Here is a 24,564-nt window from a genome sequence, read left to right as displayed (position 1 = left end):
ACTGGGCCGGCCCCATCGCGAGCAAGCTCGCTCCCACAGGGGTTCGCTGTTCACAACAATCAACTGTGGGAGCGAGCTTGCTCGCGATGAGGCCAGTAAAAGCACCTCATTTCTTGAACTCAGGCACCGAGCAACCGACACGCCTGCGCCGGTATGGTCACCGACACCGCATGCCCAATGCCCAGGTCCATGCCCTGGCAAGGCGTGTTCAGCGCCGTGAACGAGATCCCGGAACACTCCACCGTGGTCTCGACGGTCGCGCCAATGTCCCGCACGAACGTCACCTTGCCCAGCAACCGGTTACCCGCCGAGGCCTGGGGCGAGGACAGTTGCAGGTCTTCGGGGCGCACCAGCAACTTGATCTTCTCGCCAGCGATGACGCTATGGCTGGCCGGCACGTCCAGCGTGTCCCCGCCCGGCAGCCCGACCCGTCCGTTGCCCAGGGTGGTCGCCGGAAAAATGTTGCCTGAGCCGATGAAGTCGGCGACGAACTCATTGGCGGGGTGCCGGTAGATCTCGATCGGCGTACCGACCTGTTGCACCCGATGCTCCCCCAGCACCACGACGATGTCAGCCATCGTCATGGCTTCGCGCTGATCGTGGGTCACCAAAATGGTAGTGATGTTCAACCGCTGTTGCAGTTGGCGGATTTCCACTTGCATCGACTCGCGCAACTTCGCGTCCAGAGCCGACAGCGGTTCGTCCAGCAGGAGGATTTTCGGCCGGGCGGCAATGGCCCGGGCAATCGCCACGCGCTGGCGCTGGCCGCCGGACAGTTTCGCCACGGGCCGGTCGATCATCGCCTGGAGCTGGATCAGTTCCAGCAACTCCACCACCCGCGCCTGTTGCTCGACCTTGCCCACGCCCCGCAGCTTCAGCGGATAGGCGATGTTCTCGCCGACGGTCATGTGGGGAAACAGGGCCAGCGATTGAAACACCATGCCGAAGTTGCGCAGGTGCGCCGGGGTGTGGCCGATGTCTTGGCCATCCAGGCGAATTTCGCCGCCGCTGAGGCTTTCCAGGCCGGCGATCATGCGCAGCAAGGTGGTCTTGCCACAGCCCGAAGGCCCGAGGAAACACACCAGTTTGCCCTCGGGCAAATGCAGGTTCACGTCCGTGACCGCGCAGGCCGAGCCGTAATGCTTCTCGACGTTTTCCAGTATCAGTCCAGTCATGTCTTCACCTCGAAATCAAAAGGAAACGCCGCCCTCGCCCACCAGCTTCTCCAACGCCCAGATCAACACGAAATCGATCAGCACGATGAGCACGGCAAACGAGAAAACGGTGGGGTCCAGCGACGACACGGTGCGGCTGTACATCCAGATCGGCACGGTCATGACATCGATGGTGTAGAGGAAATAGGTCACGGTGAATTCGTTGAACGAGACAATGAACGCCAGCAGCATCCCGGCGAGAATCCCCGACTTCATCAACGGCACCACCACATCGACGATGGCCCGCCGTGGTGTCGCCCCGAGCATTCGCGCGGCTTCTTCGACTTCACTGCCGATACCGAGCATGGCGGCGGTGCAGTTTTTCACCACGAACGGCAAGGCGAGGATCACGTGGGCAATGACCAGTCGCGAGGTGGTCATCTGGAATGGCAGGCTGTCGAACACCAGCAGCAGCGCCAACCCCAGCACCACCATGGGAAACACCAGCGGCAGCGACATCAGTTGCAACGCCACAGCCTTGCCACGGAACTCGCAACGGGTCAGCGCGTAGGCCGCCGGCACCGCAATCAGCGTAGCGAAAATCATCGTCAGGCAGGCCACCAACAAACTGGTGCCCATGGCCTGGCCCAGGCTCAGCACGTCGCTGGCATCCGGCGATACGAAGGTGTGCCACGCCGCCCGATACCATTGCAGGCTGTAGCTGCTCGGCGGAAAGTCCAGGTTCGCCGCGCCGCTGAAGGACATGACGATCATGGTCAGGATCGGCAGCACCGCCAGCAACAGGATGAAACCCGACAGCAGCCCCACTGCGCGCCCGGTTTCACCGGGCAACAGCGACTGGCGTTTTTTGCTCAACGCGGTCATTGAGAAGCCTCCAGCATCCGTCGACGACGGCCGGTGAAATATTCGGACAGGGTCATGATCATCAGCGTGGTGACAATCAGCACCACCCCTGCAGCGGACGCAGCGGGCCAGTTCATCAACGGGGCAATCTGGTCGTGGACCATCACCGCCAACATCGGCACCCGCCGCCCACCCAACAGCAGCGGCACGACAAAGCTGCTGGCGTTGTAGGCAAACACCAGCGTCGCGCCGGTAATGATCCCTGGCAGGCTCATGGGCAGCACCACTTGGCGAAACACCTGGAAGCGGCTCGCGCCGAGGGTGGCGGCGGCCTCTTCATAACTGCGGGCAACGCCACGCATGGCGCTGGCGATGGGCAGCACGGCCAGCGGGAAGGCCGTCTGGACCAGGCCCATCAACACACCATTCTGGTTGTACAGCAGCATGATCGGCCGCTTGATAAGGCCCAGGCCCATGAGCGCCTGATTGAGCATGCCGGCAGGGCCGAGGATCACCAGCCAGCCATAGCTTTGCAGCAGCAGGTTGACCAACAGCGGTAACAGCACCGCCGCCAGGAACACCCGCCGCAACAACGGCGAGGCCAGGCGCGACATGGTGTAGGCCACAGGGATCGCCAGCAGCACGGCGATCACCGCACTGATCAACGCAAGGCGCAAGGTCAGCAGCAGGGACTTGAGGTAATAAGGCTCCAGCAACTGCCCGTAGCTGGCGAGGCTGAACCCACTCCACTCCGCACCCTTGGTGCCGACGCTCATGCGCAGCACCAACAGGCTGGCAGCGATCAGCACGCCGAGAAACAACATCGACGGCGACAGGAACAGCCAGGCTCGGCGGGTGGGGGAAATCTCCCGGGGTGGACGCATGGGCGCGACACTCTGGTGATGGGTTAACGGTAGGTGTTCCATGGCAAGATCTCGTCAGTGGAAAACGACAGAACAAACACAATCTCAAAACAACCCAATTCCCTGTGGGAGCGAGCCTGCTCGCGAAGGCGACAGCACAGTCAGCATCTCCATCAACTGAACCACCGCTATCGCGAGCAAGCTCGCTCCCACACTGGTTCTCGGCTGGGCCGCAAGACCAATGCACACCCCAATGCCCCTGTGGGAGCGAGCTTGCTCGCGATGGCGACGGCACAGTCAGCATCTCCAGCAACTGACTCACCGCTATCGCGAGCAAGCCCGCTCCCACACTGGTTCTCGGGCGGTCACAGAGGCCGCATTGCTGGGCAGCCGGTGTCTGGCATGCGTTTCAGGAAGAGAAAATTTCCGTGTACCGGCGGATCCATTGGTCATGCACCGTCGCCAGGAAGGCGTTGTCGTGCATGATCGCTTTGTCGGCGATTTGCTCCGGGGTGAGGATGTAGGGGCTCTTGCGCGCTTCGCTGGAGATGATTGCCTTGGCGTTGACCGGGCCGTTGAAGATGTCTTCGGCCATCTTGCCCTGCACCAGCGGGTCGAGGGAGTGGTCGATGAAGGCGTAGGCCAGGTCGGTGTCGCCCGGGCGGTTTTTCGGCATGACCGAGAGCATCAGGTCGGTATAGAAACCTTCCTTCATGCCGAACGTCGCCCCCAGGCTGTAGGCCGGGTCGCGGATCTGCTTGGGAAAAAACGCTGGCGCATACAAGCCCCCCATGTCCAGGGAGCCGGTGCGAAACAACTCGGCGATCTGGTTCGGGTTTTCCCCCAGAGTCACCACCCGGTCCTTGAGCTCGGCGAGTTTCTTGAAACCGGGCTCGATGTTGTGTTCGTCACCACCGGCCAGCTTGGCGGCGATGATGATCAGGTCCATGGCCTCGGTCCAGTTCGGCGGCGGCAGGAAGATGTTCGGTGCCAGCTCCGCATCCCAAAGCGCGGCGTAACTGTCCGGCGCCTGACTCAAGGTCCGGGTGCTGTAGACCAGGCTGTTGCACCACAGCAGGTAACCAATGCCATGGCCGCCGGCACCCGTGCGGTATTGCGCCGGCACGTCAGCCAGGTTGGGAATGCGGTTGAGGTCGGGTTTTTCCAACAGCCCGGCGGCGGCCAGGCCCTCGGCGCCGACGCCGGCCAGGGTGATGATGTCGTACTGCGGCCGGTCACCACCAGCCTTGAGCTTGGCGACCATTTCCGAGGTACTGCCGGTGCGGTCGGCAATGACCTTGGCCCCGGTCTTGGCCTCGAAGGTGGCGGCGATGTTGCGCAACGCCGCCAGCCCGGTGTCATCGGACCAGGTGAGCAGACGCAGGGTCTTGCCGACGAACCGCGTATCGCTGGCCCGGGCGCTGATGAAGGGCACGCTCATGGCGGCCGCCGCTACCGAAACCACACTTGCAGTCTTGATGAATTGACGTCTGTTCAGATCATGCTCGCCCATGGAGGACTCCCTTTATTCTTTTAAGTATGAGGTGGGTAAAAACCGTTGCGCCCGCACCGTTCGACGTCGAGCAAAGCCCCGTACAACAAGGGCTTCACCGCCGTCTGCGGCCATCCTGAGGTTGTGCAAAATCCCTGACTATCGAAAAAAACTCATTGGAGCCATGTTCCTGGCGCATGCCTTTTTTCGAGGCATGCGTGACCTGATAACGTGCCGTCAGACCGCCCGGATCACATGCTTGATTTCCTGAAACGCGGCCAATCCCCAGGGCCCCAATTCGCGGCCGAGACTGCTCTGTTTGTAACCGCCCCACGCCGCCTGGGGGAAAATCACCTGCGGCGCGTTGATCCACACCAGCCCTGCCTGCAAAGCGTTGGCCACCTCTTCGGCAGCCGCCGTATCACGGCTGACCACGCTGGCCACCAGGCCGAAACGGCTGTCGTTGGCCAGGGCGATCGCCTGCGCCGGGGTGCTGAAACGGCGCACGCACAACACAGGCCCGAAGATCTCTTTGCACCACAACGCACTGTCCAGGGGCACGTCGGTGAAGATTGTCGGCTGTAAAAAAAAGCCGCGCGGCAGATGCGCGGGTCGCTGCCCACCGCACACCAGCGTCGCTGCGGCGCTCAAGCCACGGTCGATGTGCCCCAGCACCCGCTGGTATTGCGCCTGGTTCACCAGCGCGCCCATCTCCACATCCGGGTCGAACGGGTCGGCCACGCGGATCGCCTCGGCGCGGGTCTTGAGCCGTTGCAGGAATTCATCGGCCAGTTCATCGGCGACCAACACACGACTGGTGGCCGAACACATCTGCCCGGCATTGAAGAAACCACCACCGCAGGCCAGCTCCACCGCCAGGTCCAGGTCGGCATCGGCCAGCACCAGCAGGGACGATTTGCCGCCCAGTTCCAGGCTCACGCCCTTCACCGTTTCCGCCGCCCGTTGCATCACCTGCACACCCACCGCATTGCTGCCGGTGAAGGAAATCTTTGCCACGCGCGGGTCCGCCGACAATGGCGCCCCAACTGCCAGGCCCGTACCGCAGACCAGGTTGAACACGCCGTCAGGCAATCGGCATCCGGCGATGATCGAGGTCAGCTCCAGCTCCGGCAACGGCGTGACCTCCGAGGGCTTGAGCACCACGCAGCAGCCGGCAGCCAACGCCGGGGCGAGTTTCCAGGCCGTGGTGACCATCGGGAAATTCCACGGCACGATCAGGCCGACCACGCCGCAGGGTTCGCGGCGCAGGCGTGCGCTGAAATCAGCACTGGGCAACGCCAGCGGGCTGTCTTGCCGGGCGTCCAGGCCTTCGGCCAACTCGGCGTAATACTCGAAGGTGGCGACCACATCGTCGACATCGATGGCCGCTTCGAACAGCGGTTTGCCGTTGTTGCTCGATTGCAGGTGCATCAACCGTTCACGAGCGTCCCGCACGCCAGCGGCAATCCGGCGCAGAATCGCGCCACGCTCGGCGCCGGTGGTGTTCGACCAGTGCGTGAAAGCCTGGGTCGCCGCGTTCAACGCCTGATCGACAGCGCCCTCGTCGCCGCCATAAACGGTGGTCAGCAGCGCTTCGGTCGCCGGGTTGATCACCCGCAGCGGTTGATCGCCGGCCAACCACTCACCGTTGATGTACAGCCCGTCTTGCGTCGTAGGGAAATTCATTTCGACACCTGCGCCATCCAGGTTGCCTGGTCGATTTCGATCAGCGTCGGGCCCTGCCGGTCGCAAGCGGCGAGCAACGCGGCGTGCAGTTGCGCCACGCCGTCGATGGCTTCGGCAGCGCAGCCCAAGGCCTTGGCGACGCCGATGAAATCCGGGGTGTATATGTCCACGCCCACCGGTTCGATGGCGCGGTTGACCATGTATTTCTTGATCTCTTCGTAGCCCTGGTTATTCCACAGCAGCACGATCACCGGCGTGCGCGCCTCCACGGCGCTGGCCAGTTCCGGCAGGGTGAACTGCAACCCGCCGTCGCCAATCAAACACACCACCGGCGGGCGACCGTGGCCCCGGTCCTTGCCACCTAGCCAGGCACCAATGGCCGCTGGCAAGGCGTAGCCGAGGGTGCCGTAGCCGGTGGATGAATTGAACCAGCGGCGTGGCTGCTCCGGGTTGAAGGTCAGGTTGCCGGTGTACACCGGTTGGGTCGAATCGCCGACGAACACCGCCTCCGGCAGCGCTTGCAAGACGGTGTCGAGAAACAAGGTCTGGGCACGGGTCGCCGCGTCCCAACTGCCTTGAAGATCCGCGCGCAACCGGGCGGCACGCGTCGCGCCCCAATCGTCACGGCGCTCGGCCAAGGGGTGCTGGCTCAAGGCGTCGAGCACGGCCCGGGCGGCGACGCGGGCGTCGGCCACCAGCGCCAGGTGCGGCGGGTAGTTGCGCACGGTCTGGTCCGGGTCGATGTCGATGCGCAGCAGCGCACCGGGGATCTCGAAGCCGCCGGCGAAGGTAATGTCGTAGTCGGTCTCGGCCAGCTCGGTGCCGATGGCCAGCACCACATCCGCCTCGGCCACCAACGCGCGGGTGGCGACCAGGCTCTGGGTGGAGCCGATCAGCAACGGATGCCGGGACGGCAACAGGCCCTTGGCATTGATGGTCAACGCCACTGGCGCGCCGAGACGTTCGGCCAGTTCGGTCAATTCGGCCGCCGCGTCGAGGGCGCCGCCGCCGGCCAGGATCAATGGCCGCTTGGCCGATGCCAGCTTTGCCGCCATTTGCGCCACGGCACTCGGTGCGGCACCGGCGCGGTTGATGTTCACCGGCACGCTGGCGAGCAGGGCATCGGCGTCTTCGACCAGCACGTCCAACGGAATTTCGATGTGCACCGGCCGCGGGCGTCCAGCCTGGAACACGGCGAACGCCCGAGCCAGCACGCCGGGCAATTCAGCGGCGGACATCAGCGTGTGGGAAAACGCCGCCACCCCACCCACCAATGCAGCCTGGTTCGGCAGTTCATGCAACTTGCCGCGCCCGCCGCCCAACTGGCTGCGCGACTGCACGCTGGAGATCACCAGCATCGGGATCGAATCGGCGTAGGCCTGGCCCATGGCGGTGGTGATGTTGGTCATGCCGGGGCCGGTGATGATGAAACACACGCCGGGCTTGCCGCTGACCCGGGCGTAACCATCGGCCATGAAGCCTGCGCCCTGTTCATGACGCGGGGTCACATGGCGGATGCTGGAACGGGCCAGCCCGCGGTACAACTCGACGGTGTGCACGCCAGGAATGCCGAACACCTGCTCCACGCCATACGCTTGGAGTAACTTGACCAATACTTCGCCGCACGTCGCCATTGCCATTGCCTTTTTCTTGTCGTGTAAAGGGCCTCGCACAGCCTGCGGCGGGACCCTTTTTTGTCTTGGGAATGGCGTTATTGGAACGGTCCGACCATAGCGGCAACAATGGATAAAAAGTCATACTAGCCATGTCCTCACGTCATGGCTTGGATCCGAAATGAAACGACTTCCCCCGCTGCCGGCGCTGCACACGTTTCTGATCACGGCCCAATGCTGCAACTTCACCCGGGCCGCCGAACAACTGCACATCACCCAGGGCGCGGTGAGCCGGCAGATCGCCGGGTTGGAAGATCATCTGGGTTATGCGCTGTTCCAGCGCCAGGCACGCGGCCTGAGCCTGACCGCCGAAGGCCAGGCGTGGCTACCCCGAGTGCAGCAGGTGTTCAGCCTGATCGGCGAAGCGGTCGAGCAGGTCGGCGAAAAACGCCAGACCCTGCAACTCAAGGCTCCGACCTGCGTGATGCGCTGGCTGCTGCCGCGCCTGTTGCAATGGCAGAAGGAACGGCCGGACGTGCCGGTGGAACTGACCACCACGGTCAGGCACGGCGTGGACTTCCAGCGCGAAGCCTTCGACGCCGCGGTGGTCTATGGCCCACCACCTGACGCCTCGCTGGCGTGCGTGCATCTGTTCGATGAACAACTGACGCCCGTCTGCTCTCGCCCGATCCTGGAAGGCCCGGTGCCGCTGCGTGAACCCGCCGACCTGCAACAACACCTGCTGTTGCACCCCACCCGTGACGAGCGCGACTGGAACGCCTGGCTGGCGGCGGCCGATGTGCACTTGAGCAATGTCAGCAAGGGCCAGCATTTCGAAACCCTGGACCTGGCGATGTCCATGGCTTCCCAAGGCACTGGCGTGGCGATTGGCGACTGGTCGCTGATCGGCGACGACCTGAGCGCCGGCCGGCTGGTGATGCCGTTCGAACTGAAGGTCAAGACCGGGCTGGGTTATCACCTGGTACACCCGCACAAACCCCAAGTGTCGGGGCCGTTGCAGGAATTGATGGGGTGGTTGGTGGAGCAGGCCCAGGCGCGGTCCTGTGGGAGCAAGGCTTGCCCGCGATGAAGGCGACGCGGTCCTGATCATTCCCACGCTCCTGCGTGGGAATGCCGCCAGGGACGCTCCGCGTTCCGCTTCTGGAAGGTGACGCGGAGCGTCACGGGATGCATTCCCACGCAGAGCGTGGGAACGATCAAGATCAGAGCAGATTAGGCGCCTGCACCGGCTCGATCTGCGCCCAGTGCGACGTGTCTTCACGGTGCTGCTGCAGATACGGCAACACGGCCCCCAGCAACGGCGCCTTGAATGCCTCCTGGAAACGATGGGCCAGGCCCGGGATCAACTTCAACTGGCTGCCTTGGATGTGCGCCGCCAGATGCACGCCGTGCATCACCGGCAGCAAAGGGTCGGCGGTGCCGTGGACCACCAGGGTCGGCACCCGCAGTTGATTGAGCAGCGTAACCCGACTCGGCTCGGCCATGATCGCCATGATCTGGCGCTTCACGCCTTCGGGGTTGAAGGCCCGGTCATAGGCCACGGCGGCCTGATGCAGCAATGCCTGGCGATCATCCACCACCATCGGGCTGCCCAACGCGGCCAGCAGATCGGCCTGCTGCTGCAGGGCCGCTTCGCGATTCGGCGCACTGCGCCGCGACAGCAACTGCACCAGCGCGGCGCTGGGTGCGGGCAAGCCTTCGGCACCGGAACTGGTCATGATCAGGGTCAAGCTTTCGACCCGCTGCGGCGCCATGGCGGCCATGTGCTGGGCGATCATCCCGCCCATGCTCACGCCCAACACATGGAAGCTTTGCACCTGCAAGGCGTCCATCAGCCCCAGCCCATCATCGGCCATGTCGGTCAAGGTATAAGGCGCGGCCACGGGCAAGCCGAGTTTGTAGCGCAGGGCTTCGAAGGTCAGGTTGGCGCTGCCGGGAGCCTGGCGCCAGGTGGACAGGCCGACGTCGCGGTTGTCGTAGCGAATCACCCGGAAACCCTGCTCGCACAGGGCGACCACCACTTCGTCCGGCCAATGGATCAACTGCCCACCCAGGCCCATCACCAGCAACAGCGCCGGATCCGAAGCACGGCCAACGCTCTGGTAGGCCAGGCTCACCTGATCCAGATCGACCCGTTGGGTCGCAACATTGATGTCACACCGAGAAGCCGCCATCGACGGCAGGCCGAAAAACAACGCGGCCAGGAAAATGAATACACGCATGAAGAAACACCGAAACGCAGAACCCCAGTAGAGCGCGAGTCTGATGAAGTTTGTTCAAGCGCGCTGCCACAGTTGCGTGACAGTTTGATGAAGATTGCCGAATGGTTGCCTGCGCGAAGGATATATCTGTGGGTAAGGATGTATCTGTGGGTAAGGATGTATCTGTGGGTAAGGATGTATCTGTGGGTAAGGATGTATCTGTGGGTAAGGATGTATCTGTGGGTAAGGATGTATCTGTGGGAGCAAAGCTTGCTCGCGATACAGGCACCTCGATTCCAGAGAAATCGCGCTGGCTTCATCGCGAGCAAGCTTTGCTCCCACAGGTACCCGCCCAGGCGTCAGCTTCAGGCCAGCTGGCTACGCAACTGCCGCGCCGCCGCCACCATGTTCACCAGTGCCGCTTCCGTTTCCGGCCAGCCCCGGGTTTTCAACCCGCAGTCGGGGTTGATCCACAGCCGCTCGGCGGCGATCCGTTTTACCGCCTTGCTCATCAGCGCAACCATCTCAGCCGTGTCCGGCACCCGTGGCGAGTGGATGTCGTAGACGCCCGGGCCGATGTCGTTCGGGTAGTCGAACGCCTCGAAAGCCTCCAGCAACTCCATGTCCGAACGCGAAGTCTCGATGGTGATGACATCGGCGTCCATGTCGGCGATGGCCTTGATCACATCATTGAATTCGCTGTAGCACATGTGGGTATGGATCTGGGTTTCGTCGCCCACCCCCGACGCGCACAAACGGAACGCGTCAACCGCCCAATCCAGGTACTCCTGCCATTGCCCGTGACGCAGCGGCAACCCTTCGCGGAACGCCGCCTCGTCGATCTGCACAATCTTGATCCCGGCCTTTTCCAGGTCCAGCACTTCGTCCCGCAGGGCCAGGGCCAGTTGTTGCGCCTGGACCTGGCGCGACACGTCTTCGCGGGGGAACGACCACATCAGCATGGTCACGGGGCCGGTGAGCATGCCTTTCATGACCTTGTCGGTCAGGCTTTGCGCGTAGCGGATCCAGTCGACGGTCATGGCGCTCGGCCGACTGATGTCGCCATAGATGATCGCCGGTTTCACGCAGCGCGAACCGTAGCTCTGCACCCAACCGAAACGGGTGAAGACGTAGCCGTCCAGTTGCTCGGCAAAGTATTCCACCATGTCGTTGCGCTCGGCTTCACCGTGCACCAGCACGTCCAGGCCCAGGCGCTCCTGGATCTGCACGGCATGGCGGATCTCGGTGTGCATGGCGTCCTGATAGTCGTTGGCCGACAGCTTGCCTTGCTTGTAGGCCTGGCGTGCCAGGCGAATGGCCGGGGTCTGCGGGAAGGAACCGATGGTGGTGGTGGGAAAGGCCGGCAGTTTCAGTCGGGCGCGCTGGCGTTCGATGCGCTTGGCAAACGGCGAACGTCGCTGACTGTCCTGCGGCCCGACTGCCGCCAGGCGCGCCTGGACCGCGGGTTTGTGAATGCGTGCCGAGCTGGCGCGACTGGCCTGCACCTGGCGGCTGTCGGCCAAGGCCTGCTGCACAGCGGGGGCCTGGGGATCGTTCAGGGCATCACGCAGCACCGCGACTTCACCGCATTTCTGCACGGCAAAGGCGAGCCAGCTCTTGAGTTCCGGATCGAGGCGGTCTTCACGCTCCAGGTCCACCGGGCTGTGCAGCAGCGAGCACGAGGTGCTGACCCAGAGGTTGTCGCCAAAGCGCTCCTGGGCCGGTTGCAACTGCGCCAGCGCCTGTTCCAGTTCGCAGCGCCAGACGTTGCGCCCGTTGACCAGGCCCACCGAAAGAATCTTGTAGGTCGGCAGGCGGTCCAGCACCTGGCCCAGTTGTTCCGGATCACGTACCGCGTCGATGTGCAAGCCATCCACCGGCAGGCTCACCGCCAGGCCGAGGTTGTCTTGCAGGCCACTGAAATAGGTGGCCACGAGTTTTTTCAGCGGCGAGTACTGGAGGATGTGATAAGCCCGCTCGAAAGCGCTCTTCCAGGCTTGAGGCAGATCGAGGGTGAGGATCGGTTCGTCGATCTGCACCCATTCCACGCCCTGGGCCTTGAGGCGGTTGAGGATTTCCCCGTAGACCGGCAGCAGGCGCTCCAGCAGGTCGAGCTTGTCGAACGCCTCGCCCTTGGCCTTGCCCAGCCACAAGTAGGTCAACGGGCCGATGATCACCGGTTTGACCTGATGGCCCAAGGCATGAGCCTCGTCCACTTCATCGAACAACTGTTCCCAGCTCAGGGCGAAGGTCTGGTCGGCGGAAAACTCCGGGACCAGGTAGTGGTAGTTGGTGTCGAACCACTTGGTCAGCTCCTGGGCGTATTGCGCCTGGCCGTGGTCGGCACCGCAGCAACTGGCCGTGGCGCCACGGGCCATGGCGAACAGGGTGTCGAGGGTCGGCCGGCCCTGGGCATTCAAGGTGCTGTGGAAACGCTGTGGAACCGCGCCCAGGGTCAAGGAGTGGCTGAGCACCTGGTCGTACCAGGCAAAGTCGCCGACGGGCAGCAGGTCGATGCCGGCGTCTTTCTGCAATTGCCAGTGCCGGGCCCGCAGTTCGCGACCCACCGCCTGCAACGCGGCCGGGGCCAGGTCACCTTTCCAGTAGGCTTCGAGGGCTTTTTTCAGTTCGCGGTCGGCGCCGATGCGGGGAAAACCGAGGGTGTGGGCCAGGGCCATGGTGTGCGTCCTCCTGTAAAAGATGGCGCCATTGTCGACAGCTGACCCTACATGAGACAAACTCAACCTTTTCGTGTTGATCACAAGTTTTACTCATGGAGCAACTCCGGTGCTTGAACTCCGTCACCTCAAGACCCTGCACGCCCTGCGCGAAGCCGACAGCCTGGTCGAAGCCGCCGAACGCCTGCACCTGACCCAGTCCGCTCTCTCCCACCAGTTCAAGGAACTGGAAGAGCGCCTGGGCATGCAGTTGTTCGTGCGCAAGACCAAGCCGGTACGGTTCACCAGCGCCGGCCTGCGCCTGTTGCAACTGGCCGATGCCGCCCTGCCCTTGCTGCGCGGCGCCGAACGGGATATCGCCCGCCTGGCGGGCGGCACCGCCGGACGGCTGCACATGGCCATCGAGTGCCATAGCTGCTTCCAGTGGTTGATGCCGACCATCGATCAGTTCCGCGATGCCTGGCCGGAAGTCGAACTGGACCTGGCCTCGGGCTTCGCCTTCGCGCCGTTGCCAGCCCTGGCCCGGGGCGACCTCGACCTGGTGGTGACCTCCGACCCGCTGGAACTGGCCGGCATCACCTACGTGCCGCTATTCACCTACGAAGCGATGCTCGCCGTGGCCAACCAGCATCGACTGGCGGGCAAGCCCTACATCGTGCCCGAGGACCTGATCAGCGAAACCCTGATCACCTACCCGGTGGAGCGCGACCGGCTGGACATCTTCACCCGCTTCCTGGAACCGGCCGACATCGAACCGGCCCAGGTACGCACCTCTGAACTGACGGTGATGATGATGCAACTGGTGGCCAGCGGTCGCGGCGTCTGCGGCATGCCGCACTGGGCCCTGCATGAATACAGCTCGCGGGGCTACGTGAAAGCCAAGCGGCTGGGAGAGAAAGGCTTGTTTGCCACGCTGTATGCGGCGGTGCGCACCGACATGCTCGACGCGCCGTACATGCGCGACTTTTTGCTGACGGCCAAGGACACGTCGTTCTCCACACTCGACGGCGTCAGTGCCGTGCGCTGAAGCACAGGGGGTTTCACTCGGTGTGCAAAATGACCATCCGTCTTGATCTCGCACTCGCCTGTCAGATCTGACAGGCGACACTCTTCTCCTTTCGCGCTCTGATGGTGTCTGTCCCGAATCAGTTCAGGCACCGCAGCCGAGGAGAAAAAGATGAACAGCCTCCGCAACTCATCGCAGGCCGACGCAGCTCTTGAGCTGTGGCCCATGTACATTCCAGGATGGAAGACACCCGTGCTGCCGACAGGGACCTACCACGGCGGCATTCCCCTGACCATTCACTCGCCGTCCATCCGCCTGTACATGGTGATTGATCCGCTCAAGACACTCTCTAAACCACTGGCCATCGATGATTCCGTGGAGCTGTGGGTCAATGGCCAACCGACATCAGTGATCAAGATCATCAAGGTGGGCGAGGAGAACGACCGCATAGACATGGAATTGCCATGGGGATGGCTGGTGAACGGCGCAAATACAATGTTTTACCGAGTGACTCGGGTCAGCCAGAATCACGATGACTCGCTCCCGATCCTGGACCTGCTGTTTCATTACCCGCCATCCGAGATCACCGTCAGCCATCCGGCCAGCGCCAACCCCGCACAGCCAGGCACGTTTACGTTAACCCGCAGCTACCCGCGCGAATATGATGGGGTGACACTGACCGTGGGGACTTGGAGTAAAACGATTCCCTATGTTCATCCCGCCAACCCAATCACTTACACGTTGACGGCCGCTGACCTTCAGCAGATCGGCGACGGCACGCATCCGGTGAGCGCCCGGATAGTTGATCAATTGGGCAACAGTAATGTATCGACGACGAGCTCCATCATCATCGGCACGGCACCGGTGGAATGGGAGGATCACTACACTTCACTGGCGGACGCTTATAACGGCTGGATTCCCTATCTGGCGGCTCGTTCCGGATCTATCCGTCAGCACGTCATGAACCATCAATTAGTAAACGCGTTTTTCAACTTCACCGACCAAGGCACCCCATACGGCTTCGCCGGGGTCATCCTCTATCAAGACTTCCTGTTCATTCCCGGGCAATACCAATTCACGTTCGAAGGAACCCATGTTGCCGACAACAGCCACATTCCGGGGCTGGTCAACCCGATCCTTTACCCAGATACCGGCATGCCGCAATGGCGTGGCGTTCCCCGCCATGTCCCCAAGGATGGAGTCTGGTACGTGTTTTCAATCGTATTCACCATCATCGAAAGAGGGACGGTACGAATGTATATAAACAATGACCAGGATGGCAGTAACGGTAACGATTTCGGCATACGAAACATAAGAATCGTGCGATTGAACAGTGGAGCAGGAAGCATGAGTGCGCCTGCGCAGGAATCCGATTTGCCCGTCTATACCGGTCCACGGCCAGAGATCAAATACCCTTGACCGATTATCGGGACAGGGGCGAATCGACCTCTTCGCACTTGATCTCAGGCATCGATATCTGGCGCCACATGTGGATTTTGTCGAAGTAATCCTCGCCCACCCGCACCGCTAAAGGTTCAAGTCCGAACTGGATGAAGCCGCAGCGCTGGTACAACTTGAAGGCGGCCTCATTGCCGGCGGTAACGGTGAGCTGGATGAGTTTCAGTGCAGGATGGTTTTGCGCCTCGGCCAGTGCTGCTTGCACCAGCTCATGACCCCAACCGTGCTGACGAAAATCGGCCGACACATACATGCCAAACAGTGTTGCCTTGTGGCGAGCCTTTTCCCGCGCTTCGAAGGCCAGGCCAACGATGCCGGCCAACTTGCCTGCTTCGAACGCGCCCAGCAGCACATCGAGCTTGCTGGTCAATCGCCCCTCCCACCAACTCAACGGCATCATTGCCCGCTCCCGCACACTGGAGGTGAACGCCTGCGGATGGCAATCGTAGGCTTCAAGCATCAGCTCGCGGTAGGCCAGGGCATGACTGGCATCCAACCGTTCGATCCACATGCTCACGCCGTCCTGCGTTGTTCAAGCATCAGTCGCAACGCCAGCGCACCGAGGACAAACCCCATGAAGTAGCGCTGCGCCGCCAGCCAGGTCGGGTTGTGGACGAACCATGAGGCAATGCCTGCAGCGAACAGGGCGATCAGCAGGTTGACGCTGAAACTGACGCTGATCTGGGTCAGGCCCAGGATAATGCTCTGGGTGAACAGCGAACCGTGTTCCGGGCTGATGAACTGCGGAAACACCGACAAATAGAACACCGCGATCTTGGGGTTCAGGGCGCTGGTGAGAAAACCCATGGTGATCAACTTGCGTGTCGAGTCCGCTGGCAACTGCTGGGCCTCGAAGGGCGAACGCGCGCCCGGCTTCACGGCCTGCCAGGCGAGCCACAACAGGTACAGCGCACCGGCCCACTTCAATACTTCATAGGCCACAGGCACCGCCAGGAACACCGCCGTCAACCCGGCGGCCGCGGCGAACATGTGCACGAAGAACCCCGCCACCACCCCCAGCAAGGAGGTGACGCCGGCCTTGCGGCCCTGGCAGATCGAACGGGAGATCAGGTAGATCATGTTCGGGCCGGGCGTCAGTACCATCAGCAACGCGGCGGCGGCGAAAATCAACAGGTCCGGCAATGGAATCATGAGCGTCAGTCCTTGAGGCGTGAATCAGCAGGTAGCGAGAAGTGTCGCTCGATAAAACGGCAGGATCACCTCGCCTGTCAACGGTGCCAGCAAAAGATTGCTGTCGCCGGCCGGGTCGATCCAGCACACCTCTTCAATTTCGGCAGCCGGCGAAACCGGGGCGTCGATGCTCAGCAAAAACACCTCGGCCTGCACGACAAACCCCGGCTCGTTGGCCGCCGGAGCGCTGAATACGCCCAGGTAACGGGCCTGTGCCGGGTCGATCTGCAGCCCGAGCTCCTCCTCCAGCTCACGGGCCAGCGCCTGCACGGGCTGTTCATGGGCCTCGATCTTGCCGCCCGGCTGCATGAAGGCCCGGGTGCCGCGCTTGCGCACCAGCAGGGTTCGACCGTCCGGCCCGAGCAACAGGGCGGCGGCGATGCGGATGAGGGAAGTGGTCATGGGTGATCGAAGCCTTGGCCGGGAAAGTGACGGGGAGATTACAACGCGTAGGGGTGGGAGCAAAGCCTGGCGCTGGACTAAAAATCAGTGCAGTTCCTGTGGTCAGTTTCGACCGATTGGGGTTGGTGTGTATATCCGTTGCTGCGGTCACGGCGACTTAGGGTTCCGCCCTGACGGCGGGTCACTTTTGAAAAGCCCGGAAGCCGACCCAGTCAAAAGTAACCAAAGCGCTCCTGCCCCACCACTCGGTGCCTCGCCTAGGCTCGGCATGCCTGAACGAAGGCATTGCTCCGTGGGCCCACCGCGAAGGGCCATCCATGGCCCAGCGCGGTTAACGGGGCGCCGAGATCAACGTCCGCCGCGAGGCGGCCTAGTAGCCGGCCTGGCTCTTGCGGTCGTACACCTCATCAGATCTGTGGGAACCATCAGATCTGTGGGAGCAAAGCTTGCTCGCGAGGCGGCCTGACAGCCGACCTGGCTCTCCCGGTCGTACCCCGGTCCAATTGTGGAAGCGAGCCTTCTCGCTTCTGCGCGCGGTGTGGTCAGGGTTGTGTATTGACGTTGTCCAGCATCCGATTCGCCAATAAAGCGCCCAGCTCGATCAGTTGCTGAATGCCAAGGGCAACATGGCGTCGCGAGCCTTTAAGGTCGAAGGCAAGGTCGCTGACCATGGCATCGGCTGAGGCCAAAGTTTCGCTGAGGTTGGCCAGCAGGCTTTCGGTGTCGACACCGTCCACGACGGTGAACAGTTGACCTGAGGGCTTTTTCTTTTTGGCTTGAGGCTTGGGGTCGAGATAATGGTCGATGGCGCGCTTGGCGGCTTCATCGAGTTCTTGGGGATCGGTTTCGGGGGGATTGGGTGTGGCTTTGAACATAGGGTGACACTCCGTCTACAGGTTGGAGCTGCGACGTTCGTTTCCAAGCGAGGGGTGGCAGCCGTACGCAGGTTGGAAAACCGGGGTAAACGAGCCCGACAGACCCGAAGGTCTCCCGCGCACAGCTGCCATAACGAAAGCATGGTCAAAAAACGACCGCAAGCATACGTCATGAAGGGCGCTTTCGCGCCGTCTACTTATCGGATTTCCAAGCCCGGCCGCTGAATTTGCAGCGACGGGAAAAGACTAGCGACAGCCCTTCCCACCCGGCAACCGCCAGAGTTCGTCGGAAAAATCTGCTGCAACCCGGAGGATTGTCCGACCATTCCCACAATCCTGGTCGGCTGTCAGGCCGCCTCGCGAGCAAGCTTTGCTCCCACAGATCTGACAGGTGTACGACCAAGAGAGCCAGGTCGGCTACTAGGCCGCCTCGCGAGCAAGCTTTGCTCCCACAGATCTGACAGGTGTACGACCAAGAGAGCCAGGTCGGCTACTAGGCCGCCTCGCGAGCAAGCTTTGCTCCCACAGATCTGACAGGTGTACGACCAGGAGAGCCAGGTCGGCTACTAGGCCGCCTCGCGAGCAAGCTTTGCTCCCACAGATCTGACAGGTGTACGACCAGGAGAGCCAGGTCGGCTACTAGGCCGCCTCGCGAGCAAGCTTTGCTCCCACAGATCTGACAGGTGTACGACCAGGAGAGCCAGGTCGGCTACTAGGCCGCCTCGCGAGCAAGCTTTGCTCCCACAGATCTGACAGGTGTACGACCAAGAGAGCCAGGTCGGCTACTAGGCCGCCTCGCGAGCAAGCTTTGCTCCCACAGATCTGACAGGTGTACGACCAGGAGAGCCAGGTCGGCTACTAGGCCGCCTCGCGAGCAAGCTTTGCTCCCACAGATCTGACAGGTGTACGACCAAGAGAGCCAGGCCGGCTGTCAGGCCGCCTCGCTTTTGATCTTGATCTTGATCTTGATCTCGGGCGCCCCGTTAACCACGATGGCCGAACGCAGGCATTGTGGAGTGGGCATCCCGGCATGGATGCCGGGATAGCCGCGCTGGGCCATGGATGGCCCTTCGCGGCGGGCCCACGGAGCAATGCCGGAGTGAGGGCATGCCGAGCCTAGGCGAGGCACCGAGTGGTGGGGCAGGAGCGCTTTGGTTACTTTCGCGCTTTTCGAAAGTGACCCGCCGTCAGGGCGGAACCCTAAGCCGCCGTTACCGCAGCAACGGATATGTACCCAACCCAATCCAATCCAACCCAGACCCCAGTCACCCCAAAATCGGCTTCGGCGCCGCAGGGTCGGCCTGCTCTTCGGGGATCTTGACGAACACGCTGTACCGCGCACCCTCCATCGATTCGAAGGCAATGAGTTTTTCGATCAACGGCCCGCTCAGGATTTTGCCGGCGTTGAGCAGCAACATACCGTTGTCGGCATTGAGGTTGCGCGCCAGAATCATCCCCGCGGTCAACTCGCGCGTGGTGGAGACTTGTACCGTCGGGTCCGACAGGGTCACGTCTTCCAGGTATTCGGCACACGCCTTGATGAAATCCTCGATCATATCCGGGTCATACAGCTTGCCAGCGTACTTGCGAATGTAGACCAGCGCTTCGTCGCTGTTCATCTGCCGCTCCAGGATCAACCCGCGCTGCAGCTCGATGAAGTCCACCGCCAGTTTCAACAGCCGCGCACCGAACGGAATGGCCTCGCCCCTGAGGTGCTCGGGGAAGCCGCTGCCGTCCCAACGCTCCTGGTGATGGCGAATGATCCGCGCCGCGTCCTTCATCGGGTCCAGGGTCATCAGCAGCGACTCACTCTGCTTCGGATAGGCCCGATAGAGATCCAGTTCGTTGTGGTGCAGCAAGTCGGCGGGCGTGACCATCATGTTGTCGGTCCAGCTCAGCTTGCCGATGTTGTAGAGCGCCGCGGCCATGGTCAGGTCGCGGTCGGTGGACTCATCGAGGAAATGCAGCCGGCTATAGACCCTGATCAACTCGATGATCTGCCGGTTGGTCTGCTTGGCCTTGGGCAGGCGCAGGTTGGCGATCAGCGAAAACACTTCGGTGCTGGTCACATAACTGCGCTTGAGCTCGTCATAGGCCAAATCGAGCATGTCGGCGGTCTGCTGCAGCTCGGAGGTGCGCGACGCCACGCGTTTTTCCAGGGTGGCGTTAAGAGTCTTGAGTTGCTGGTTCTGCTCGCGGTTCAGCGCTTCGAGGCGCTGGCGCTCGCTTTCGGAATGCTGGTGGGACAGGGCCTGGCGCAAGGCCTGCACCAGTTCCTCATCGTTCCAGGGCTTGCTGAGGTAGCGATAGAGCTGCCCCTCGTTGATGGCCTTGGTCATCATATCCACATCGGCATAACCGGTGAGCAGGATGCGCAAGGTCGATGGGTACAGCTTGCGGATCTCGGCCAGCAATGTGGCGCCATCCATGTTCGGCATGCGCGCATCGGTCATCACCAGGTCGACCGGCCGCTCCTTGAGAATTTCCAGGGCCTTGGCGCCACTGTCGGCCAGCAGGATCTCGTACGGCTGGCTGCGCAATAACCGACGCAGGCTATTGAGGATCGACTCTTCGTCATCGACCAACAGCACCGCTGGCTTTCTTACCGGAACATCCGGCGATTGATCTTCCATTTGAAACCCCCTCCTATTCACGACAACCGTTCTACCTTACCCCCGAAATACAGGCTAGTAGATTGAGAACATTTAGACACATTTGCCATCACTGACCGAGCGTATCCCGATGAGGCGACTATGCTGTATCCCATGAAGGGCCAAGTACAGGCCGAATACTCATGCCAGCGAAAGGGATATCAGATGTTTCCAGGGTTCTATAGTCAGCATCAAAACGGTGCACGGCCATGAGCCTGCCGTTGGATAAAACCAATCGGCGAATCCTGATCGTCGACGACACGCCGACTATCCATGAGGATTTTCGCAAGATCCTCAGCCCCGAGGCGAACACCCAGGACAGCCTGAGCAGCGCCGAACAAGCCCTGTTCGGCTCGCCTGTGGCGGTTTCCTGCATGAGTTTCGTGCTCGATTCGGCATTCCAGGGCATGGAAGCCTTGAACAAGGTCGAAACGGCACTGGCCCAGGGGCAACCCTTCGCCATGGCGTTCATCGACATGCGCATGCCGCCGGGCTGGGACGGCCTGGAAACCATCGAACGGCTGTGGCGCGCCGATCCCAAGCTGCAGGTGGCCCTGTGCACCGCTTACTCGGATTATTCCTGGGAAGACATCGCCGATCGCCTTGAACTGGGCGATCGCCTGCTCATCCTGAAAAAACCCTTCGACGCCATCGAGATCCGCCAGATGGCCAGCACCTTGACTGTCAAATGGCAGATGACCGAAGACGCGGCGCTGAAAATGGACATGCTCGAGCGCGCGGTCGAGGAACGCACTCGCGAACTGGCCGACGCCAACATCATCGTGCAGAACAGCCCGACCATTCTCTATCGCCTGCGGGGCGAGCCGCCGTTCGCATTGATGTACATCTCCCACAACATCACCAAGTTCGGCCATTCCGCAGCGCAACTGACCAATTCTCCGGACTGGGCGCAAACCCTGATCCACCCCGACGACCAGGAGAAGGTCCATGAGGCCATGGTCCGTGTCCTGGACCGCGACACCGCAGGGGCGTCCATCGAGTTCCGCATGCGCACCGGCGACGACACGTACCGCTGGGTAGAAAACCGCTACATCCCGGTGCGCAACGAGCAAGGCCTGTTGCTGGAAATAGAAGGCATCATCCTCGACATTACCGAGCGCAAGCTGGCCGAAGAGAAAATCGCCCTGCTGGCCCGCACCGACGGCCTGACCGGACTGGCCAACCGCGCCACCATGATCGAGCGCCTGCACCAGGCCTTCGCCGCCGCTCGTCGGGGTGCGGCGCCGTTTGCGATGTTCTACCTGGACCTGGACCACTTCAAACGGATCAACGACACCCTGGGTCACCCCATCGGCGACCTGTTGTTGCAGGAAGTTGCCAAGCGGATCAAGGGCTGCACCCGGGAAAACGACGTGGTGGCACGCCTGGGGGGCGACGAGTTCGCCATCCTGCAACTGGACGTCCATGAAGCGACCCATTGCGCCGCGCTGGCGGGCAAGATCCGCGATACGCTCGTGGCGCCCTATTCCCTGGACGGCAACGACGTGCGGATTTCGGTGAGCATCGGCATCGCCCTGTACACCCCGCAGAGCCTGAGTGCCGACAGCCTGATGGCGCAGTCCGACATGGCCCTGTACCGCTCCAAGGAAAAGGGCCGCAACCAGTACCATTTCCATAACGAGGAAATTAACCAGGAAGTCACCGACCGGGTCGCCCTCGCCAACGACCTGCGCCAAGCCATTGAAAACAACGAACTGCACCTGCACTACCTGCCGGAAGTCGACCTCGGCAGCGGCAAGATCCTCGGCATGGGCGTGCAAGTACGCTGGAACCATCCCCAACGTGGCTGGCTGGAACCGGCGGTCTTCATGCCCGCCGCCGAGAAAACCGGGATCATCATTGGCCTGGGGCACTGGGTGCTGGACCAGGCCTGCCAACAAATGCGCCAGTGGCGCGACCAGGGCATGGCGCCCCCGGTGATCGCCATCGACCTGTCCCTGACCCAGCTCAAGACCGGGCCGGAACTGATCTACGACGTGCTGCGCACCACCGCGCGCTGGGAACTGGCGCCTTGGGACCTACGCTTCGACGTCACCGAAGCCACCCTGGCCCAGACCAAGTGGACCCACAACGACGTGCTGCCGCGCCTCTGCGAATTGGGCGTGCAGATCGCCATCGATGATTTCGGCACCGAGTACTCCTCGTTCGATTACCTCAAGACCTACCGGGTCAATCACCTCAAGCTTGCCCAGCGTTTCCTCGACAGCGCCAACGCCGACCCCGAAAACGCCACGACGTTGCGGGCGATCATCAACTTCGCCCGGGACGTGGGCATCGGGATCATTGCCGAGGGCGTCGAGACCCAGGAGCAACGCACCACGCTGATGTCCAGCGGCGGGGAGATGCAGGCCCAAGGGCATTACTTCAGCACCGTGGTCGACAGCGACCAGGCCGCCGAACTGCTCAAGGCCGGCACCATCATTCCGGCGACAGACCACTGGACCCGACCGGCGAGCCAGCTATCGGAGAGCAATCCATGAATCCAATGTCGGTACCTGCCAACCGGCGAATCCTGGTGGTGGACGACACGCCCGCGATCCACCAGGACTTTCGCAAGATCCTCAGCCCCAGCGCCGGCAGCGATGACTCACTGGACGACACCGAGAGCCTGCTGTTCGGCACCCCGCAGGTCAGCCGGCTGCAATTCCAGATCGACTCGGCCTACCAGGGCGAGGAGGCGCTGGAACTGGTCAAGCGCGCCCAGGCCGAAGGCCAGCCCTATGCGCTGGTGTTCGCCGACATGCGCATGCCTCCGGGCTGGGACGGCCTGCAAACCATCGAGGCGCTGTGGGAGGCCGACCCGCGCCTGCAAATCGCCCTGTGCACGGCGTTCTCGGACTACTCCTGGGAAACCATGTCCGAACGGATCGAGTTCGACGATCAGTTGCTGATCCTCAAGAAACCCTTCGACACCCTGGAAATCCGCCAGATGGCCAGCGCCATGACCTGGAAATGGCAGTTGGCCCAGGATGCGGCAAGAAAAATGCGCAGCCTGGAACGCACGATCGAAGAGCGCGTCCAGGAATTGCTCAAGGTGTCCCACCTGCTGCAATACGACGTGCTCACCGAGTTGCCCAACAGCATGTTGCTCGGCGACCGCCTGACTCAGGCCATGGCCCAGTGCCGCCGGCACGACCGGCAGCTGGCGGTGATGTTCATCGGCCTGGACCGCTTCAAGCGCATCAATAACGCGCTGGGCCATCCCGTGGGCGATGAAATGCTCAAGCGAGTGGCCCGGGCACTGGCGACCGTGGTGCGTGAATCCGATTCGGTGTTTCGCTACGGTTCCGATGAGTTCGTGGTGGTACTGGGAGATGTCGTCGACCCGCAACAGACCAAAGGCGTGGCCGACAAACTGCTGGCGGCTATCAGTTCCCCGCAACCCATCGACGGCCATGACCTGAGCGTCACCGCGAGCCTGGGCATCAGCGTGTACCCCACCGACGGTTTCGACGCCGTGGCGCTGATCAAGAAAGCCGAGACAGCGATGCGCAACGTCAAGGAAACCGGCCCCAACGACTACCGGTTTTTCACCGAAGACATGAACCGCCGGGCCCGACAGCAACAGACCATCGAATCCGGCCTGCGCCTGGGCCTGCAACGCAAGGAATTCGTGCTGCATTACCAACCCAAGCTCGACCTCAAGAGCGGCAAGGTGGTCGGTGTCGAGGCGCTGGTACGCTGGGACAGACCGGATCATGGCCTGGTCTATCCCTCGGATTTCATTCCAGTGGCCGAGGACAGCGGCCTGATCGTTCCGCTGAGCCAATGGGTGTTGCAGGAAGCCTGCCAGCAGGCCTGCCGCTGGCAAGCCCAGGGCATGCGCCCGCTGTACCTGTCGGTGAACGTCTCGGCCATCGACTTTCGCCAGCGCGGCTTCGTCGAAGGCATCGCCCGCACCCTCAAGGAAACCGGCCTGGCTCCGACACAGTTGGAACTGGAGATCACCGAAAGCGTCCTGATGCAGAACGTCGACACCACGGTCGCCATCCTCAAGGCCATCAAGCAGCTGGGGATTCGCCTGGCCATCGACGACTTCGGCACCGGCTATTCGAGCCTGAGCTACCTGCAGAAATTTCCGGTGGATGTGTTGAAGATCGACCAGTCGTTCGTCGGTGACCTGAGCATCGACAGCAACGACGCCAAGCTGGTGAGCACCATTATCAGCCTGGGCAAGAGCCTGAACCTGCACATCATTGCCGAAGGTGTGGAAACCCTCGAGCAGTTGGAATTTCTCAAGAAGCACCAATGCGAGGAGGTCCAGGGTTATTACTTCAGCAAGGCCGTCGAACCGCAGGCCTTCGCCGACTGGATGACCGAGTGGGAAAAACGCCAGAACCCGTTTTCGTGAACACCTGAGTGTTATCAACCAAAGTTTCAAGGAAAGC

Annotated in this window: 19 protein-coding genes; 5 read left to right on the top strand and 14 right to left on the bottom strand. The window is 62.1% G+C overall.

Going from position 1 to position 24,564, the window contains the following annotated elements:
* Positions 1-119: 119 nt before the first annotated feature.
* The 6 genes from AB4O09_RS07305 to AB4O09_RS07280 form a co-directional block, all read right to left on the bottom strand.
* On the bottom strand, positions 120-1,175 hold the full coding sequence (locus AB4O09_RS07305) for an ABC transporter ATP-binding protein (protein ID WP_003205147.1): 1,056 nt from the start codon (positions 1,173-1,175) through the stop codon (positions 120-122).
* Positions 1,176-1,190: 15 nt separating this feature from the next.
* Complete coding sequence (locus AB4O09_RS07300; protein ID WP_003205149.1) at positions 1,191-2,039, bottom strand: ABC transporter permease; 849 nt, start codon at positions 2,037-2,039, stop codon at positions 1,191-1,193.
* On the bottom strand, positions 2,036-2,944 hold the full coding sequence (locus AB4O09_RS07295; RefSeq protein WP_003205151.1) for an ABC transporter permease: 909 nt from the start codon (positions 2,942-2,944) through the stop codon (positions 2,036-2,038). The genes AB4O09_RS07300 and AB4O09_RS07295 overlap by 4 nt, the downstream gene beginning before the upstream one ends.
* Positions 2,945-3,290: 346 nt before the next feature.
* On the bottom strand, positions 3,291-4,394 hold the full coding sequence (locus AB4O09_RS07290; RefSeq protein ID WP_003205153.1) for an ABC transporter substrate-binding protein: 1,104 nt from the start codon (positions 4,392-4,394) through the stop codon (positions 3,291-3,293).
* Between the two features lie 216 nt (positions 4,395-4,610).
* A complete protein-coding gene (locus tag AB4O09_RS07285; RefSeq protein WP_460108056.1) occupies positions 4,611-6,059 on the bottom strand; it encodes an aldehyde dehydrogenase family protein in 1,449 nt (482 codons plus the stop codon).
* On the bottom strand, positions 6,056-7,693 hold the full coding sequence (locus tag AB4O09_RS07280; RefSeq protein ID WP_038856962.1) for a 5-guanidino-2-oxopentanoate decarboxylase: 1,638 nt from the start codon (positions 7,691-7,693) through the stop codon (positions 6,056-6,058). The genes AB4O09_RS07285 and AB4O09_RS07280 overlap by 4 nt, the downstream gene beginning before the upstream one ends.
* A 160-nt stretch (positions 7,694-7,853) precedes the next feature.
* Between AB4O09_RS07280 and AB4O09_RS07275 the strand changes: the two genes are divergently transcribed.
* Positions 7,854-8,762: a LysR substrate-binding domain-containing protein gene (locus AB4O09_RS07275; protein ID WP_003205161.1), complete on the top strand. Its 909-nt coding sequence runs from the start codon at positions 7,854-7,856 to the stop codon at positions 8,760-8,762.
* A 133-nt stretch (positions 8,763-8,895) separates the two neighbouring features.
* On the opposite strand, the gene AB4O09_RS07270 is transcribed toward AB4O09_RS07275, so the two are convergent.
* On the bottom strand, positions 8,896-9,915 hold the full coding sequence (locus AB4O09_RS07270; RefSeq protein ID WP_003205163.1) for an alpha/beta fold hydrolase: 1,020 nt from the start codon (positions 9,913-9,915) through the stop codon (positions 8,896-8,898).
* A 344-nt stretch (positions 9,916-10,259) separates the two neighbouring features.
* Positions 10,260-12,572, bottom strand: a complete 2,313-nt coding sequence (gene metE, locus AB4O09_RS07265; RefSeq protein WP_444758554.1) for a 5-methyltetrahydropteroyltriglutamate--homocysteine S-methyltransferase — start codon at positions 12,570-12,572, stop codon at positions 10,260-10,262.
* A gap of 109 nt (positions 12,573-12,681) precedes the next feature.
* On the opposite strand from metE, the gene metR reads away from it, so the two are divergent.
* Together metR and AB4O09_RS07255 are read left to right on the top strand one after the other, a co-directional pair.
* On the top strand, positions 12,682-13,599 hold the full coding sequence (gene metR / locus AB4O09_RS07260) for a transcriptional regulator MetR (protein WP_058546066.1): 918 nt from the start codon (positions 12,682-12,684) through the stop codon (positions 13,597-13,599).
* A 150-nt stretch (positions 13,600-13,749) separates the two neighbouring features.
* Positions 13,750-14,997, top strand: coding sequence for a hypothetical protein (locus tag AB4O09_RS07255; RefSeq protein ID WP_039013834.1), 1,248 nt, complete (start codon positions 13,750-13,752; stop codon positions 14,995-14,997).
* A 4-nt stretch (positions 14,998-15,001) separates the two neighbouring features.
* Here AB4O09_RS07255 and AB4O09_RS07250 read toward each other — a convergent pair whose 3' ends face one another.
* The 6 genes from AB4O09_RS07250 to AB4O09_RS07225 all read right to left on the bottom strand — a co-directional run bounded on the left by AB4O09_RS07250 (position 15,002) and on the right by AB4O09_RS07225 (position 20,137).
* A complete protein-coding gene (locus tag AB4O09_RS07250; protein ID WP_003205171.1) occupies positions 15,002-15,547 on the bottom strand; it encodes a GNAT family N-acetyltransferase in 546 nt (181 codons plus the stop codon).
* A gap of 2 nt (positions 15,548-15,549) precedes the next feature.
* Positions 15,550-16,188, bottom strand: a complete 639-nt coding sequence (locus AB4O09_RS07245) for a LysE family translocator (RefSeq protein ID WP_003205173.1) — start codon at positions 16,186-16,188, stop codon at positions 15,550-15,552.
* A gap of 24 nt (positions 16,189-16,212) precedes the next feature.
* Positions 16,213-16,629, bottom strand: a complete 417-nt coding sequence (locus tag AB4O09_RS07240) for an NUDIX hydrolase (protein WP_003205175.1) — start codon at positions 16,627-16,629, stop codon at positions 16,213-16,215.
* Positions 16,630-17,171: 542 nt separating this feature from the next.
* The gene (locus AB4O09_RS07235) at positions 17,172-17,504 is read right to left on the bottom strand and encodes a DUF6124 family protein (RefSeq protein ID WP_003205177.1); all 333 of its coding nucleotides are present in this window, start codon (positions 17,502-17,504) and stop codon (positions 17,172-17,174) included.
* Positions 17,505-18,435: 931 nt separating this feature from the next.
* On the bottom strand, positions 18,436-18,564 hold the full coding sequence (locus tag AB4O09_RS07230) for a hypothetical protein (RefSeq protein ID WP_003205178.1): 129 nt from the start codon (positions 18,562-18,564) through the stop codon (positions 18,436-18,438).
* 205 nt (positions 18,565-18,769) lie between these two features.
* Positions 18,770-20,137: a response regulator c-di-GMP phosphodiesterase, NosR family gene (locus AB4O09_RS07225; protein WP_003205181.1), complete on the bottom strand. Its 1,368-nt coding sequence runs from the start codon at positions 20,135-20,137 to the stop codon at positions 18,770-18,772.
* 227 nt (positions 20,138-20,364) lie between these two features.
* On the opposite strand from AB4O09_RS07225, the gene AB4O09_RS07220 reads away from it, so the two are divergent.
* Both AB4O09_RS07220 and AB4O09_RS07215 read left to right on the top strand, forming a co-directional pair.
* A complete protein-coding gene (locus tag AB4O09_RS07220) occupies positions 20,365-22,656 on the top strand; it encodes a GGDEF/EAL domain-containing response regulator (protein WP_003205183.1) in 2,292 nt (763 codons plus the stop codon).
* Entirely contained in the window at positions 22,653-24,527 is a 1,875-nt protein-coding gene (locus AB4O09_RS07215; RefSeq protein ID WP_003205186.1) for a putative bifunctional diguanylate cyclase/phosphodiesterase, read from the top strand. Before AB4O09_RS07220 ends, AB4O09_RS07215 begins: the two co-directional genes overlap by 4 nt.
* Positions 24,528-24,564: the final 37 nt, after the last annotated feature.

The organism is Pseudomonas sp. H1_F01 (assembly GCF_054681425.1).
The sequence above is the reverse complement of the archived record's forward strand: the minus strand, read 5'-3'. Positions and strand labels throughout refer to the sequence as shown.

Coding starts and splice junctions, on each gene's coding strand:
- AB4O09_RS07305 (WP_003205147.1), bottom strand. CDS start 1,175: ATGACTGGACTGATACTGGAAAACGTCGAGAAGCATTACGGCTCGGCC.
- AB4O09_RS07300 (WP_003205149.1), bottom strand. CDS start 2,039: ATGACCGCGTTGAGCAAAAAACGCCAGTCGCTGTTGCCCGGTGAAACC.
- AB4O09_RS07295 (WP_003205151.1), bottom strand. CDS start 2,944: ATGGAACACCTACCGTTAACCCATCACCAGAGTGTCGCGCCCATGCGT.
- AB4O09_RS07290 (WP_003205153.1), bottom strand. CDS start 4,394: ATGGGCGAGCATGATCTGAACAGACGTCAATTCATCAAGACTGCAAGT.
- AB4O09_RS07285 (WP_460108056.1), bottom strand. CDS start 6,059: ATGAATTTCCCTACGACGCAAGACGGGCTGTACATCAACGGTGAGTGG.
- AB4O09_RS07280 (WP_038856962.1), bottom strand. CDS start 7,693: ATGGCGACGTGCGGCGAAGTATTGGTCAAGTTACTCCAAGCGTATGGC.
- AB4O09_RS07275 (WP_003205161.1), top strand. CDS start 7,854: ATGAAACGACTTCCCCCGCTGCCGGCGCTGCACACGTTTCTGATCACG.
- AB4O09_RS07270 (WP_003205163.1), bottom strand. CDS start 9,915: ATGCGTGTATTCATTTTCCTGGCCGCGTTGTTTTTCGGCCTGCCGTCG.
- metE (WP_444758554.1), bottom strand. CDS start 12,572: ATGGCCCTGGCCCACACCCTCGGTTTTCCCCGCATCGGCGCCGACCGC.
- AB4O09_RS07255 (WP_039013834.1), top strand. CDS start 13,750: ATGAACAGCCTCCGCAACTCATCGCAGGCCGACGCAGCTCTTGAGCTG.
- AB4O09_RS07250 (WP_003205171.1), bottom strand. CDS start 15,547: ATGTGGATCGAACGGTTGGATGCCAGTCATGCCCTGGCCTACCGCGAG.
- AB4O09_RS07245 (WP_003205173.1), bottom strand. CDS start 16,188: ATGATTCCATTGCCGGACCTGTTGATTTTCGCCGCCGCCGCGTTGCTG.
- AB4O09_RS07240 (WP_003205175.1), bottom strand. CDS start 16,629: ATGACCACTTCCCTCATCCGCATCGCCGCCGCCCTGTTGCTCGGGCCG.
- AB4O09_RS07235 (WP_003205177.1), bottom strand. CDS start 17,504: ATGTTCAAAGCCACACCCAATCCCCCCGAAACCGATCCCCAAGAACTC.
- AB4O09_RS07230 (WP_003205178.1), bottom strand. CDS start 18,564: ATGGCCCAGCGCGGCTATCCCGGCATCCATGCCGGGATGCCCACTCCA.
- AB4O09_RS07225 (WP_003205181.1), bottom strand. CDS start 20,137: ATGGAAGATCAATCGCCGGATGTTCCGGTAAGAAAGCCAGCGGTGCTG.
- AB4O09_RS07220 (WP_003205183.1), top strand. CDS start 20,365: ATGAGCCTGCCGTTGGATAAAACCAATCGGCGAATCCTGATCGTCGAC.
- AB4O09_RS07215 (WP_003205186.1), top strand. CDS start 22,653: ATGAATCCAATGTCGGTACCTGCCAACCGGCGAATCCTGGTGGTGGAC.